This window comes from Streptomyces sp. NBC_01294 (assembly GCF_035917235.1).
Taxonomy (GTDB): Bacteria; Actinomycetota; Actinomycetes; order Streptomycetales; family Streptomycetaceae; genus Streptomyces; species Streptomyces caledonius.
The window spans coordinates 3,064,647-3,077,855 of sequence record NZ_CP108423.1; the positions used below are offsets into that span (position 1 = coordinate 3,064,647).

At 73.3% G+C, this 13,209-nt stretch carries 12 protein-coding genes; 5 read left to right on the forward strand and 7 right to left on the reverse strand.

Translation table 11 applies throughout. The features are described 5' to 3' along the window. Positions 1-187: 187 nt before the first annotated feature. The 3 genes from OG534_RS13580 to msrA all read left to right on the forward strand — a co-directional run bounded on the left by OG534_RS13580 (position 188) and on the right by msrA (position 3,660). Positions 188-1,786, forward strand: coding sequence for a M48 family metallopeptidase (locus tag OG534_RS13580; RefSeq protein WP_326588350.1), 1,599 nt, complete (start codon positions 188-190; stop codon positions 1,784-1,786). Next, complete coding sequence (locus OG534_RS13585; RefSeq protein WP_326588351.1) at positions 1,783-2,922, forward strand: hypothetical protein; 1,140 nt, start codon at positions 1,783-1,785, stop codon at positions 2,920-2,922. Before OG534_RS13580 ends, OG534_RS13585 begins: the two co-directional genes overlap by 4 nt. 75 nt (positions 2,923-2,997) lie before the next feature. After that, the gene (gene msrA / locus OG534_RS13590) at positions 2,998-3,660 is read left to right on the forward strand and encodes a peptide-methionine (S)-S-oxide reductase MsrA (RefSeq protein ID WP_326588352.1); all 663 of its coding nucleotides are present in this window, start codon (positions 2,998-3,000) and stop codon (positions 3,658-3,660) included. An 84-nt stretch (positions 3,661-3,744) separates the two neighbouring features. On the opposite strand, the gene OG534_RS13595 is transcribed toward msrA, so the two are convergent. Next, complete coding sequence (locus OG534_RS13595) at positions 3,745-4,836, reverse strand: NAD(P)-dependent alcohol dehydrogenase (protein ID WP_326588353.1); 1,092 nt, start codon at positions 4,834-4,836, stop codon at positions 3,745-3,747. A gap of 160 nt (positions 4,837-4,996) precedes the next feature. Here OG534_RS13595 and OG534_RS13600 point away from each other — a divergent pair, with 160 nt between their 5' ends. After that, positions 4,997-5,944 (forward strand): helix-turn-helix domain-containing protein, encoded by a 948-nt coding sequence (locus OG534_RS13600; RefSeq protein ID WP_326588354.1) that lies wholly within the window; start codon positions 4,997-4,999, stop codon positions 5,942-5,944. Here the strand turns inward: OG534_RS13600 and OG534_RS13605 are convergent. The 3 genes from OG534_RS13605 to OG534_RS13615 form a co-directional block, all read right to left on the reverse strand. Further along, a complete protein-coding gene (locus tag OG534_RS13605; protein WP_326588355.1) occupies positions 5,934-6,896 on the reverse strand; it encodes a GNAT family N-acetyltransferase in 963 nt (320 codons plus the stop codon). The genes OG534_RS13600 and OG534_RS13605 overlap by 11 nt on opposite strands. Before the next feature lie 224 nt (positions 6,897-7,120). After that, positions 7,121-8,392, reverse strand: coding sequence for a L,D-transpeptidase (locus OG534_RS13610; protein WP_326588356.1), 1,272 nt, complete (start codon positions 8,390-8,392; stop codon positions 7,121-7,123). A 133-nt stretch (positions 8,393-8,525) separates the two neighbouring features. Further along, positions 8,526-8,819 (reverse strand): hypothetical protein, encoded by a 294-nt coding sequence (locus tag OG534_RS13615; protein ID WP_326588357.1) that lies wholly within the window; start codon positions 8,817-8,819, stop codon positions 8,526-8,528. 155 nt (positions 8,820-8,974) lie between these two features. Here OG534_RS13615 and OG534_RS13620 point away from each other — a divergent pair, with 155 nt between their 5' ends. After that, positions 8,975-9,310 carry a hypothetical protein gene (locus tag OG534_RS13620; protein WP_326588358.1) on the forward strand — a complete coding sequence of 112 codons (336 nt, stop codon included), beginning with the start codon at positions 8,975-8,977 and terminating at the stop codon, positions 9,308-9,310. A gap of 73 nt (positions 9,311-9,383) precedes the next feature. Here the strand turns inward: OG534_RS13620 and hutH are convergent, their stop codons facing one another. From hutH to OG534_RS13635, 3 genes are all read right to left on the reverse strand, one after another. Next, on the reverse strand, positions 9,384-10,925 hold the full coding sequence (gene hutH / locus OG534_RS13625) for a histidine ammonia-lyase (protein WP_326593592.1): 1,542 nt from the start codon (positions 10,923-10,925) through the stop codon (positions 9,384-9,386). A 107-nt stretch (positions 10,926-11,032) separates the two neighbouring features. Then, positions 11,033-12,148 carry a GGDEF domain-containing protein gene (locus OG534_RS13630; protein ID WP_326588359.1) on the reverse strand — a complete coding sequence of 372 codons (1,116 nt, stop codon included), beginning with the start codon at positions 12,146-12,148 and terminating at the stop codon, positions 11,033-11,035. Between the two features lie 117 nt (positions 12,149-12,265). Continuing rightward, complete coding sequence (locus tag OG534_RS13635) at positions 12,266-13,066, reverse strand: enoyl-CoA hydratase/isomerase family protein (RefSeq protein ID WP_326588360.1); 801 nt, start codon at positions 13,064-13,066, stop codon at positions 12,266-12,268. Between the last annotated feature and the right edge of the window lie 143 nt (positions 13,067-13,209).

The following is a 13,209-nucleotide window of genomic DNA, read 5'->3' on the forward strand; positions in this document are numbered from 1 at the left end:
AGGCCCACCCCACAGGCCCACCCGATGGGCCCCCCACGGGCACCCCCCACCGACCAGGGGAGATCCCTGGCCAATAAAGTTGCTGTAAGTGACTACCTGGCCGCATGATGCGGCAGGCGGCGGCCTTCGCATCCCGCCACGCACCACACTTCGGCACCGCTTTCATCCCGTGGGGGGATCTGTCCATATGGGCGCTTCACTGCGCGCCTTGCGCGCCCTCGTCCTGCTCGCCGGCTTCTACCTGCTCGGCGTGATCCTGCTGGCCGTCCTGGCGGGCGCCGACTACGCGCTCGTCACCTGGCTGCACGGCCCGGTCGTCGTCAAGCTCCTCATCGTCTCCGTCGTCCTCGCCGTCCCGATCGTGCGCGGCCTGTTCATGCTGCGCACCCCGAAGGGCGAGCCGCCGGCCGGCGTCACCGTCACCGAGGCGCAGGAACCCCTGCTCTGGCAGACCGTGCGCGACATCGCGCAGCAGGTCGGCACCCGCGCCCCCGACGAGATCGTGCTGATCGACGAGGTGAACGCGGCCGTCGGCGAGGACGCCGGGCTGCTGGGCCTGCGCTCCGGAACCCGCCGCCTCTACCTCGGCCTGCCGCTGATGACGGGTCTGGACGAGATGCAGCTGCGCGCCGTGCTCGCCCACGAGATGGGCCACTACGCCAACTTCGACACCCGCCTCACCCCGCTGATCGCCCGCGGCCGCGCCCAGCTGATCCGCACCATCGGGTACTTCCACGAGCGCGCCGACAACAAGGTCGCCAAGGAACGCGCGAAGCAGGAGAAGAAGGACGAGAAGCGGATCGCCAAGGGCAAGAAGGCCAAGGGCGTCGACACCGCGGGGGAGGGCGCGATGTACCGCGCCATGGCCAAGATCTACATGGCCTACGGCAACTTCTACATGCGCGCCACCCTCACCACCTCCCGCCGCCAGGAGCTCGCCGCCGACCTCGCCTCGGTCCGGATCGCCGGCCGCGACTCCGCCGCCTCCGCGCTGCGCGAGCTGAACGCCCTCGACTCGGCGCACGACTTCTACATGAGCTCGTACGCCACCCTCGGCGTCGGCGCGGGCCTGCTGCCCCGCCCCGGCGAGGTCTTCGGCGGCCTGCGCCGGCTCCTGGACGCCCGGTCGGACGATCTGGACGACCTGCGCCGCGAGCTGTCGACCGAGCCCACCTCCCCCTACGACTCCCACCCCGCGCTCGCCGAGCGCGTGGCCCGCATCGAGGCCCTGCCCGACGACGGCCGCTCCGGTCAGACCGCCCGCCCGGCCCTGGCCCTGCTGGCCGACGCGGACGCGGCGCTGGCCGCGCTGGAGCAGGTCGTGCTCACCCCGGAGGCCCTCGCGCTCAAGCGGGTGGACTGGGAGGACCTCGTCCACGAGTCCATGACCGCGTACGTCGGCAAGGGCGCGGAGGAGATCCGCGAGGTCTTCGCCGCCGAGGGCGCCGGCCCCGGCCTCGCCGCCCTGCTCGACGCGATCGATGCCGACCCGGCCGTGCGCTGGCGCATCGCGGAGCGCTTCCCGAAGTCCGAGCAGGCGGCGGCCGCCACCGGCCGCGCGGCCCGCGAGTTCGCCCGCCCGGTCGTCCGGCGGGCCCTGAACCAGCTGGTCACCGTCGAGCTGACGGCGCGCGGCGCCGCCCGCTGGCAGCTGTCCTGGTCCGACTCGGCCGCCCTGCGCTACCAGGCCGACGGCTTCGAGGACCAGCTGGACCTGGCCCTGGACGCGGCCGTCGCCGACCTGTCCGACACCGAACCGCTGCGAAAGCTGGTGCTTGCCCCGTGATCGGCCTCTACATCCTCGGCGCCGTGCTGCTGTTCGGTGCCTTCAAGTTCCTGCGCGGCGTCCACCTCATCCGCAAGGCGAAGCGGCTGGAGGCGGAGATCGGGGTGCTGAACGCCGGTACGGAAGCCATCAAGGCCGGGCAGGAGGCCGAGAAGGCGGCGGCGGTCGTCGCACTGGGCTTCGTCGCGGAGGAGGACCTCGACACCGAGAACCCCGCGCCGGTGCCGGCGGAGCGGACCGCCGTCCTGGAGGCCGCCCGGTCGGGCGACTGGGAGGCCGCGGCCGCCTACATCGAGGCGGCCGGGCAGGACTGGCACGAGCGCATGGAGCGGGTCCGCCCGCTGGCCGAGGCGGCCGCCGACGACGACGCGTGGCTGCTGGCCTGGCGCGCGGCGCGGCCCACGGACCCGACGGCCGCCCTGGTCGACGCCGACACCGCGATCATGGTGGCGTGGAACGTGCGCGGCGGGCAGTCGGGCAGCCGGACCACGCAGGAGCAGTTCCGGCTCTTCCGTGAACTGCTGCTCAAGGCACAGGAGGCCGCGCACGCGGCCCAGCGTCTCGCCGACCCCGCGGACCCGACCCCGTACATCGTGGAGCAGCCCATCGGGCAAGGCCTCGGCTACTCGCACGAGCAGTACCGGGAGCTGTGGGACCAGGTCGTCAAGCGCGACCCGAAGGTGCTGTGGTCCCACATCGCCGGCCTGCAGTACTGGTGCCGGAAGTGGCGCGGCTCGCACGAGCTGGCGCTCGCCTTCGCGCGGGAGTCGGCGGCCGCCGGCAAGCCCGGCGACCTGCTGACGCTGCTGCCGCTGATCGCGTACTTCGAGCAGGAGACGGACGAGGAGGACCTGGCGGCCGAGACGTACTTCAAGGAGCCGGAGATCGTCGCCGCGGTGGACGCCGCGCTGCTGGACCTGGCGGCGGCCGGGGACGATCACCCCGGGGCGGCGCGCATCCGGCACATACTGGCGTACCTGCTGTTCTGGCAGGACCGCGACGAGCAGGCGGTCGAGCAGTTCCGCCACATCGACGGGTACATCGGCGCCCTGCCGTGGACGTACGCGGGTTCGCCGAAGCGGCGGTACCTGTACGCCCGCGACTGGGCCGTGGGCGTGACCACGCCGGGTCTCTGATCCGTGCGGCGAGGGGCGGGCCGGGGGAATCCCGGCCCGCCCCTTTCCGTTGTGACTCCCACAAGGAGGCGAAACATGTTCTCGTACCGCCGCACGCCCGAGCTCCCCACCCGCGAGGAGGCCCTGCCGGGCCGCGCGGAGCCGCTCTTCGCCGTGCCCGAGCGCCACACGGTGCTGGGCACCCCGCTGTCCGGTCCGTATCCCGCGCACCTCGAAGTGGCCGACTTCGGCCTGGGCTGTTTCTGGGGCGCGGAGCGCGTGTTCTGGCAGACCCCCGGGGTGTGGACCACGCTGGCCGGCTACCAGGGCGGCTTCACCGAGAACCCCACCTACGACGAGGTCTGCTCGGCCCTGACCGGCCACGCCGAGGTCGTCCGCGTGGTCTTCGACCCGACCCGGGTCTCGTACGAGGCGCTCCTCAAGCGGTTCTGGGAGTCCCACGACCCCACCCAGGGCTTCCGCCAGGGCAACGACGTCGGCACACAGTACCGCTCGGCGGTCTATACCCACTCCCCCGCCCAGCAGGCGACGGCGGAGGCCTCCCGCGCGGCCTACCAGCAGGTCCTGACCTACTCGGGCCACGGCCGCATCAGCACGGCCGTCCTCCCGGCGGCGGACCGCCCCTTCTGGCCTGCCGAAGCCCACCACCAGCAGTACCTGGACAAGAACCCGGGCGGCTACTGCGGCATCGGCGGCACGGGCGTCTCCTGCCCGATCGGCGTGGCAACGGCGGAATGACCGCCCGCCTGACCCGGCTCCGGCCGCTCCGGTGGCCGGCCGGCCACACCGCTCTTGCCGGGCCCTCGCGGCCGGTTCCTCCGGTCAGATCGTCGACGCGTCGATGACGAAGCGGTAGCGGACGTCGCTCGTCAGGACGCGTTCGTACGCCTCGTTGATCCGGTCGGCGCCGATCAGCTCGATCTCCGAGGTCAGGTCGTGCTCGGCGCAGAAGTCCAGCATCTCCTGGGTTTCGGCGATGCCGCCGATCATCGATCCGGCCAGGGTCCTGCGGCCGTTGATGACGGAGAAGAGGTTGAGGGCGACCGGTTCCTCCGGCGCGCCGACGTTCACGAGCGCGCCGTCGACCTTCAGCAGGGACAGGTACGCGTCCAGGCCGAGCGGGGCGGAGACGGTGGACAGGATCAGGTCGAAGCGGCCGGCCAGCTCCTCGAAGGTGGTCTCGTCGCTCGTCGCGTGGTAGTGGGTGGCGCCCAGCTTCAGGCCGTCCTCCCGCTTGCCGAGGGTCCGGGACAGGACGGTGACCTCCGCGCCCAGGGCCGCCGCGATCTTCACCCCGATGTGGCCGAGGCCGCCGAGGCCCACGACCGCGACCTTCGTGCCGGGGCCGGCTCCCCAGTGCCGGAGCGGGGAGTAGAGGGTGATGCCGGCGCACAGCAGCGGGGCCGCGGCGTCGAGGGCGAGGCCGTCGGGGATGCGGACGGTGTAGTTCTCGTCGACGACGAGGTGGGTGGAGTAACCGCCGTACGTGGGCTCGCCGTTCCTGTCGAGGGCGTTGTAGGTGCCGGTCATGCCCTGGACGCAGTACTGCTCCTGGCCGCGCAGGCAGTACGCGCACTCCCGGCAGGAGTCGACGAAGCAGCCGACGCCGACCCGGTCCCCGACGGCGAACCTGGTGACGCCCGCGCCGACTTCGGCGACGACACCGGTGATCTCGTGGCCGGGGACCATGGGGTAGATGCCCTCGCCCCAGCCGTCGCGCACCTGGTGGATGTCGGAGTGGCAGATGCCGGAGTACTTGATCTCGATGAGGACGTCGTGCTCGCCGACGGCGCGGCGCGGGACGGTGGTGCGCTCCAGCGGGGCGTGGGGGGCGGGTGCGGCGTAGGCGGCGACCCGGGTGCCCTGGGTGCCCTGGGTGCCCTGGGTGCCCTGGGTGCTCTGGGTGACGGACATGGGGGTGCTCCTTGAGCGGTGACGTCTGCGGTGGTCCCCACGCTGCCTGGCCGGCCGGCGTCCACCCATCCCCCTGTGTTGCCTACGACCGGCGAACCTACCCCTGGCGGGGTCAGGCTGACGCCCGCACCGCGGCGCGCCGCCCGGTGATACTGGCGGCATGGACCAGCTTGATCAGCGAGCCTGCCTGGGCGAGTTCCTCCGCTCCCGCCGCGCACGGCTGCGCCCCGAGGACGTGGGCCTGCGGGACTACGGGCGCCGCCGGCGCGTGCCCGGACTGCGCCGCGAGGAACTGGCGCAGCTGGCGGGGGTGTCGGTCGCGTACTACACGCGGCTGGAGCAGAACGGCGGGCACAACGTGTCGGCGGAGGTACTGGACGCCATCGCGCGGGCCCTGCGGCTGGACGGCACCGAGCGGGCGCACCTGGAGGACCTGGCCCGGCCGAAGGCGCGCAGGCGCCGCCAGAGCCGGCGCCCGCAGCAGGTGCGGCCGGAGCTGCGGACGCTGATGGACGCGATGGACGGCATACCGGCGTACCTCGTGGGGCACCGGCAGGACGTCATCGGCTGGAACCGGCTGGCGGCCGCGGTCTTCGGGGACTTCGGGACGCTGCCGCCGGCGGAACGGAACCTGGTGCGGCTGGTGTTCCTGGACCCGGCGACGGCGGAGCTGTACGGGGAGTGGGAGTGCCGGGCGTGCGAGGTGGTCAGCAACCTGCGGGTGTACGCGGGTCAGCACCCGGACGACGAGCAGCTGTCGGCGCTGGTCGGGGAACTGTCGGTGAAGAACCAGGAGTTCCGGCGGCTGTGGGCGGCGCACACGGTCGCGGACAAGACGCACGGGGTGAAGTACCTGCGGCACCCGCTCGTGGGGGAGATGCACCTGTCCTTCGAGACGCTGACGCTTCCGGACGACCCGGCGCAGTCGCTGGTCACCTTCCACGCGGCGCCGGGCTCCGCTTCGGCGGACGCCCTGCGCCTGCTGGCCTCCTGGGACGCCCGGTCGGCCGTACCGGAGACCGTATCGGCGACCGCGCGGACGCCCGCGCGGCCGGCGGCGGCCGCCGTCCCGGGCCCGGGCCCGAGCTCGGGCCCGGCTACAGCTTGAGCTGGAAGATGCCCGCGCCGCGCTCCCGCCGGTAGCCGAGGGATTCGTTCACCGCCCGCATGGGGGTGTTCTCGTCGGCCACCGTGGTGGCGATGCGGCGCAGCCGCGGGTGGCGTGCGACGGCCTGCGCCGCCATGTGCCGCTTGACGGCCCGGCCGAGGCCGTTGCCGCGGTGGGCGGGGACGACCACGGTGTCGTACTGGACGGCGCCGGTGCCCGCCGGATCCGGCAGGACGATCTCCGTGTACGCGGCGACCTCGCCCTGCGGGGTCACGGCCGCGACGGTGGTCATCTCGCCGCCCCGGTCGAGGATCAGCTGCTGGAGGATGTGCAGCCGCTCGGCCGTCCAGGTCTGGACCCGCTCGTCCATGTCGCCGGTCGGCGCGTCCTCCATGGCCGCGTGGGCCGCGGCGGCGGCCGGCGCCCAGGCGTCGGGGACCAGGCCGTGCCAGGTCAGGAGTTCGTAGCCGGGGGTGGCCGGGGCGGCCTGCGCGGGCCCGTCGGCGGGGAGTTCCTGTGCGTACCAGGCCATCGGCAGGACGTTCTCGAAGCCGAGCGACTCCGCGAAGGCCTGGCCGGGGCCGCCGAGGTCCACCATGGTCGCGACCGAGGTCCGGCCCTGCGCGAGCAGTTCCTCGCGGACCCGCTCCCACAGGGCGGTGCCCACGCCCTGCCGCCGTACGCCGGGACGTACGGCCAGGACGTCCAGGAACGCGGTGTGCGTGTTGCCCTCCTCGGTGAACAGGAGGAGGGCCGCCACGCCCGCGTCCCCGCCGGCCGCCCAGAGCACGGGCCGGCCGCGCGCCGGCACGATGCGGAGCCGTCCGGCGACCTCCACCCGGGAGGGCGGCGGCAGCTGCGGCAGATCGGCTGCCGCGGCGGAGGTCAGGACCGCCAGCCAGGCGTCCACCTCGACGTCGGACGGGGGCAGGGCGAGGGCGTTGATCATCATGTCCACGACCCTAGACCGGCCCCGGGCGCGCCACTGAGGGGTTTTCGGCCACCGTTCCGCCGCCCTCGTCCCGGCCCCGGCCCCCCGCCCCCGGACCGCCCCGGACCGCCCCGGGTCCGCCCCGGGTCCGCCCCTGGACGCGGAACGCCGAACGGCGGGGACCCGTGAGGGTTCCCGCCGTTCGGCTGCCGCGTTCGCCGCGCGGCATCGGCTCGTGCTCGGTGTCAGGCGGCCGAGCCGGCCTTCCACTCCGCCCAGTTCATGTTCCAGCCGTTGAGGCCGTTGTCCGGCTTGATGGTCTTGTCCGGGGAGTTGACCACGGTGACGACGTCGCCGATGAGCGAGTTGTCGTAGAACCAGGCGGCCGGCTGGTTCGGGTCGCCCGCGCCCTTGACGTCGTTCAGGCCCACGCAGCCGTGGCTGGTGTTGACGCTGCCGAAGATCGAGTCGGCGCCCCAGTAGTTTCCGTGGAGGAAGGTCCCGGAGTTCGACAGGCGCATGGCGTGCGGCACGTCCTTGATGTCGTACTCGCCCTTGCCGTCGTCGTCCGTGAAGCCGACGGTGGCGCCGTTCATCCGGGTCTCCTTGAACTTCTCGGAGATCACCATCTGACCGTTGTAGGTCGGGTTGGCCGGAGCGCCCGCGGAGATCGGGATGGTCTTGAGGACCGCGCCGTCCCGGGTGACCGTCATCTTCTTCGACTTCGCGTCGACCGTGGAGACCTGGCTGCGGCCGATCTTGAAGGTGACGGTCTTGCTCTGGACGCCCTGGACGCCGGGCGCGCCCTGGACGCCTTCCAGCGCCAGCTTCAGCGTGACGGTGGAGCCCGCCTGCCAGTACTGCTCGGGGCGGAAGTCCAGGCGCTGGGCGCTGAACCAGTGGCCGACGACCTCCTGGCCGCTGCTGGAGGAGACCGTGATGCCCGCCTGGACGGCCTTCTTGTCCTTGATCGCCTTGTTGAAGGTGATCGAGACCGGCATGCCCACGCCGACGGTCTGACCCTCCTCCGGCACGAACGAGGCCACGAAGCTGTTCTCCGGGGAGACCGTGGTGAAGGAGGCGTTCTCGTGCGCCTCCTTGCCGTCGGCGTCCTTGGCCGTCGCCGACAGGGCGTACTTGGTGGAGCGCTTCAGCGCGGCCTTGGGCTTCCAGCTCTTGCCGTCGGCGGCGATGTCGCCGGCCACGGCCGTGCCCTCGCTGCTCTTCAGCTCGACCTGGGTGAGCGTGCCGTCACTGACGGCGACGTTCGCGGCGTCGTTGAGGCCGACGTTCGTGGCGCCGTCCTTCGGCGTGATGGTTATCTTCGCCTTCGAGGTGTCCTTGGCCGCCGCCGCGTCGACCTCCGCCTGGGACTTGCTGGCCTCGCCGTTGCCCTGCGGCTTCGCGTCGTCCCCGCCGCTGCACGCGGAGAGCACCAGTACACCGCCGAGCACGGCGGATATGGCCACCAGGGACCTTCTCCGCCGCTTGCTGTCCGTCCTCACACGCCACTCCATCGTTGCCGGAAGCCCCGGGGCTGCCGTCCCGGGGTTGGCCGGGCAGGGGGAAGCATCCCCCTGCCTCGTCCTGACAACGCGTTAACGGCGCCGGCCGGTTCCACATTCCGTTCGGATGTGGGCAACCGCACGGTCAGGCGTTGTCGGGTTCTTCGTCGAAGTCCCCATCTTCCTCGTCGAGGTCCCACTCCATCGACTCGGGGTCGTATTCGACCGGTTCGCTGCTCCAGGAGGCCTGCGCGAGTTCCACGCCGGGGATCTCCGCGACCAGGTCGGTGGGGTCGACCAGGTAGGCGAGGGCCTCGGACTCGTCCTCCCGGACGGCGGACTCGGCGTGGCCGCGCTCCTCGTCCGGCATGAACTCGTCGGCCTTGATGTGCGCGAGCGCGGCTCCCGTGAGTGCCTGGACGTCCGGCACCTCCAGCACCAAATCAACTCGAAGTCGTACATAACGTGATGTCTCAGTAGGGTTCATACGACGGAGAGTAAGCCCGCGGAACCCCTGACTTTCCCACGACCCGCCCCTTTCCGTAGCATCACCGCACACGGCCAATTCGCTGCTGCCACAAGGGGGATCGCACCGTGTCCGCACGCCGACCGCTGCTCACCGCTCTCGGAGCGACCACCCTCCTCGCCGCCCTGTGGTTCGTGCCCTCGGCGGGCGCCGCCGCACCAGGGGCCGAGGAGAGCCGTACCGGTGTGCCCGCCGGCGCGAACACCGCGGACGCGTCCGCCGACGGCACGGACCGCACCGACGGCACGGGGACGGCCGAGGGGACGGCCCCACGGGCACAGCCCCTCTCGCTCGCCGACACCGGCTCCGTCGACACCACCCCGTACCTGCTCGGCGGCACGCTCTGCCTCGGTGTCGGGGCCGGGTTCGTGGTCTTCTCGGTCCGCCGCTCCCACTCCCCGTGAACGCCCGGACACGGTGAAGGGCCGCCCCGGGACCAGGTCCCGGGGCGGCCCTTCACCGTGCCTGTGCCCGCCGTCAGGCGAGCGGACCCGTCACCGGCTCCACCGCGGCGACCAGGCCGCCCGTGCGGACGAACGCGTCGGCGGCGGCCAGGTCGGGGGCGAGGAAGCGATCCGGCCCGGGACCCTGCACGCCCGCCTCGCGGGCGGCCGCGATCGCGGCCCGGCTGGCCGGGGCCGGGGTGAGCCCGTGGCGCAGCTCGATGGCGCGGGTGGCCGCGTACAGCTCGATGGCGATGATCCGCGTCAGGTTGTCGACGGCGGTACGCAGCTTGCGCGCGGCCGACCAGCCCATCGAGACGTGGTCCTCCTGCATGGCGGAGGAGGGGATCGAGTCGGCCGAGGCCGGCACCGCGAGCCGCTTCATCTCACTGACCAGGGCGGCCTGCGTGTACTGGGCGATCATCAGGCCGGAGTCGACGCCGGCGTCGTCCGCGAGGAACGGCGGCAGGCCGTGCGAGCGGTTCTTGTCGAGCAGCCGGTCGGTGCGCCGCTCGGCGATGGAGCCGAGGTCGGCGGCCGCGATGGCGAGGAAGTCCAGCACGTAGGCGACCGGGGCGCCGTGGAAGTTGCCGTTGGACTCCACGCGCCCGTCGGGCAGCACCACCGGGTTGTCGACGGCGGCGGCCAGCTCGCGGGAGGCCACCAGGGCGGCGTGCGCCATGGTGTCGCGGCCGGCGCCGGCGACCTGCGGGGCGCAGCGCACGGAGTAGGCGTCCTGGACGCGCGGGGCGGACTCCTCCTGGAAGTGCCCGGTCAGCCCGGATCCCTTCAGCACGGCGGCCATGTTGGCGGCGGAGGCGCCCTGGCCGGGGTGCGGGCGGATGGCGTGCAGCTCGGGCTGGAGGACCTTCTCGGTGCCGAGCAGCGCCTCCAGGGTCAGGGCGGCGGTGATGTCGGCCGAGGTGTAGAGCTTCGCGAGGTCGGCCAGGGCCATGACCAGCATGCCGAGCATGCCGTCGGTGCCGTTGAGGAGGGCGAGGCCCTCCTTCTCGCGGAGCTCGACGGGGGTGATCCCGGCCTCGGCGAGCAGCTCTCCGGCGGGGCGGACGGTTCCGTCCGGGCCCTCGGCGTCGCCCTCGCCCATGAGCGCGAGCGCGCAGTGGGACAGCGGGGCGAGGTCGCCGGAGCAGCCGAGGGAGCCGTACTCGTGGACGACGGGGGTGATCCCGGCGTTCAGCACGTCGGCCATGGTCTGGGCGACGGAGGGCCGTACGCCGGTGTGCCCGGAGGCGACGGTCTTGAGCCGGAGGAACATCAGCGCGCGGACCACCTCGCGCTCGACGCGCGGGCCCATGCCGGCGGCGTGCGAGCGGACGATGTTGCGCTGGAGCTGGGCGCGCAGCTCGGGACTGATGTGCCGGGAGGCGAGGGCGCCGAATCCGGTGGACACCCCGTAGACGGGCTCGGGCTTGGCGGCGAGGGCGTCGACGATCTCGCGGGCGCGGGCCAGGGCGTCGAGCGCCTCGCCGGACAGCTCGACCCGTGCGTTGCCGCGGGCAACGGCGATGACGTCCTCGGCGGTGGTCCCGGACGTCCCCACCACGACAGTGTGCATATCCATATTCAGCACCCTACGGATTGAATCGCTACCTGTCACTAGCTGGCGCTGTCACGATCGCGCTGCCGGTGGACCCCTTACGGTGCGGGCCCGCGGGCGGGCGGTCACTGCCGCCCGCGGAAGCGGCGCCGCTCCCCCGGAGCCTCCTGGGCGGCGGCGTCCGCGAGCCGGACCACCGCGGTGTCCCGCCCGGCCACGACCGGCTCGGCCGAGCGGGCGGCCTTCGCCTTGTACTGGGCCGCGTCCGCCAGCCGGAACAGCCGCCGGGAGGACTTCACCGGCCCGATCGGGTCCCCCGTGGAGGCCACCCCGCAGGCCACGCCCTCGCCCAGCTCCAGCTCGGCGGCCCGGGTGCACACCTCCTCGGTGACCCGCACGACCTCGTCGGCCGTCGACCCGACCCCGACCAGGCAGAACTCGTCGCCGCCGAGGCGTGCCACCAGCGCGCCGGGCAGCATGGCCCCGCACAGGCTCAGCACCGACCCGAACCGCTCCAGCAGCCGGTCGCCCATGGCGTGGCCGAGGGTGTCGTTGACCTTCTTGAGGCCGTTCAGGTCGCAGACGACGAGGCTCACCACCACCCCGGTCCGCCGGTGCTCCTCCAGGGCCTCGTCGAGCCGCATGTCGACCGCCCGCCGGTTCGCGAGCCCGGTCAGCGGGTCGGTGAAGGCGAGGCGCCGGGCCTCCTCCAGCCGCTCGTTCTGCGCGAGGCCGGCCGCGACCACGGCGGCGAGCACGGTGGCGAACTCCGCGTCGTCCTCGTCGAAGTCGGGCAGCCCCTCGTCACGGGCGACGTACAGCTCGCCCCAGGCCCGCCCGCTGAGCACGATGGGCGCGACCACGCAGGTCCCGCGGCCGCGGCGGCGCAGGGCGTCCCCGCGCCGCCCCGGCCGGTCGCCGACGGCGCTCTCGACCCAGGCGTGCGGGCCGCCGCCGCCCACCCACCGCTCGTGCAGGAACTCGGTGATCTCGGGGAAGTCGTGCACGGGATAGGACTCGTCCTCGGGGAACTCCTCCTCCCCGGCCCGCCGCTCCCCCTCGTTCACGAGCACCCGCAGGCGCCCGCGCTCCCGCTCCCACGCGGAGATGGCGGCGAACGAGCCGTCCAGCGCCAGGCGTGCACCCCGCGCGGCCGCCCGCACACTGTCCCGCGGCGCGCACGCCGCGGCCATCGCCTGCGCGAGGCCCACCACGGCTCGCAGCCGCCCGTCAACTCCCATCACCCCAGGTTAGGGAGTTTTGTCCGATTTAGTACGCGCGACGCCGCTGGGGGGTGCCCCCGGGAAGTCCGCGGCCGAGGAGGCCCGCTCCGCGGAGGAGTCCCACTCGGAGGAGTCCTACTCCCCCGGCCAGTTCGGCTTGCGCTTCTCGTTGAACGCCGCCACGCCCTCCGCCCGGTCGCCGGAGAAGGCCACCGTCCGCCAGGCCGCGTCCTCGATCTCCAGACCGGCCGCCAGGTCCATCCCGTGCCCCAGCCGCAGCGCCCGCTTGGCCGCCCGCAGACCCACGGGGGAGTTCGCCGCCATCCGCGCCGCCAGGGCCAGCGCCTCGGCCGTGTCCTGACCGGCCGGGACCACCGAGTCCACCAGCCCCAGGGACAGCGCCTCGGCCGCCTCCACCCGGCGCGCCGTGAAGATCAGCTCGGCGGCCCGCGCCGCACCCACCCGGCGCGGCAGCAGCTGCGTGCCGCCGCCGCCCGGGATCACGCCCACCGACACCTCGGGCAGGCCGACCACGGCGGTCTCGTCGGCGACGATCACGTCGCAGGCCAGGGCCAGCTCGAAGCCGCCGCCCAGCGCGAAGCCGTGCACGGCCGCGACCGTCGGCATCGGCAGCTCCAGCACGCCGCCGTACGCGCCCCGCGTGGTCGGCCGCTGCCGCACCAGCTCGGCGTCCGACAGCGAGTTGCGCTCCTTGAGGTCCGCCCCGACGCAGAAGGCCCGCTCCGCGGTGGAGGTGAGCACGACCACCCGTACCGACGGGTCCGCGGCCAGCGCGGCGCAGGCCGCGCCGAGGGACCGGGCCATCTCCGTCGACACCGCGTTCATCGCCTTGGGGCGGTCCATCGCCAGCTCCGCGACATGCCCGTCGCCTTCCCGACGTACCGCGACGAACTCTCCGAAGCGCTGCTCAGACATGCCTTCGACCCTCCCGGTTAACGACCGTTATCACCGCACTCTAGTGCGCGGGGAGGCCGTCGGGTCAAGGCCGCGGGGCACGGCTGCACCCCGGGCCCGTCGGTGACGGGCCCGGGGCGTGTCGGGCGGGGTTGCCGGGGCGT

What these genes read in the sequence shown, in the direction of transcription:
- OG534_RS13605 (WP_326588355.1), bottom strand. Translation starts at nt 6,896, where the DNA reads ATGATGATCAACGCCCTCGCCCTGCCCCCGTCCGACGTCGAGGTGGAC.
- OG534_RS13630 (WP_326588359.1), bottom strand. Translation starts at nt 12,148, where the DNA reads ATGGGAGTTGACGGGCGGCTGCGAGCCGTGGTGGGCCTCGCGCAGGCG.
- OG534_RS13580 (WP_326588350.1), top strand. Translation starts at nt 188, where the DNA reads ATGGGCGCTTCACTGCGCGCCTTGCGCGCCCTCGTCCTGCTCGCCGGC.
- hutH (WP_326593592.1), bottom strand. Translation starts at nt 10,925, where the DNA reads ATGCACACTGTCGTGGTGGGGACGTCCGGGACCACCGCCGAGGACGTC.
- OG534_RS13600 (WP_326588354.1), top strand. Translation starts at nt 4,997, where the DNA reads ATGGACCAGCTTGATCAGCGAGCCTGCCTGGGCGAGTTCCTCCGCTCC.
- OG534_RS13595 (WP_326588353.1), bottom strand. Translation starts at nt 4,836, where the DNA reads ATGTCCGTCACCCAGAGCACCCAGGGCACCCAGGGCACCCAGGGCACC.
- OG534_RS13610 (WP_326588356.1), bottom strand. Translation starts at nt 8,392, where the DNA reads ATGGAGTGGCGTGTGAGGACGGACAGCAAGCGGCGGAGAAGGTCCCTG.
- OG534_RS13635 (WP_326588360.1), bottom strand. Translation starts at nt 13,066, where the DNA reads ATGTCTGAGCAGCGCTTCGGAGAGTTCGTCGCGGTACGTCGGGAAGGC.
- msrA (WP_326588352.1), top strand. Translation starts at nt 2,998, where the DNA reads ATGTTCTCGTACCGCCGCACGCCCGAGCTCCCCACCCGCGAGGAGGCC.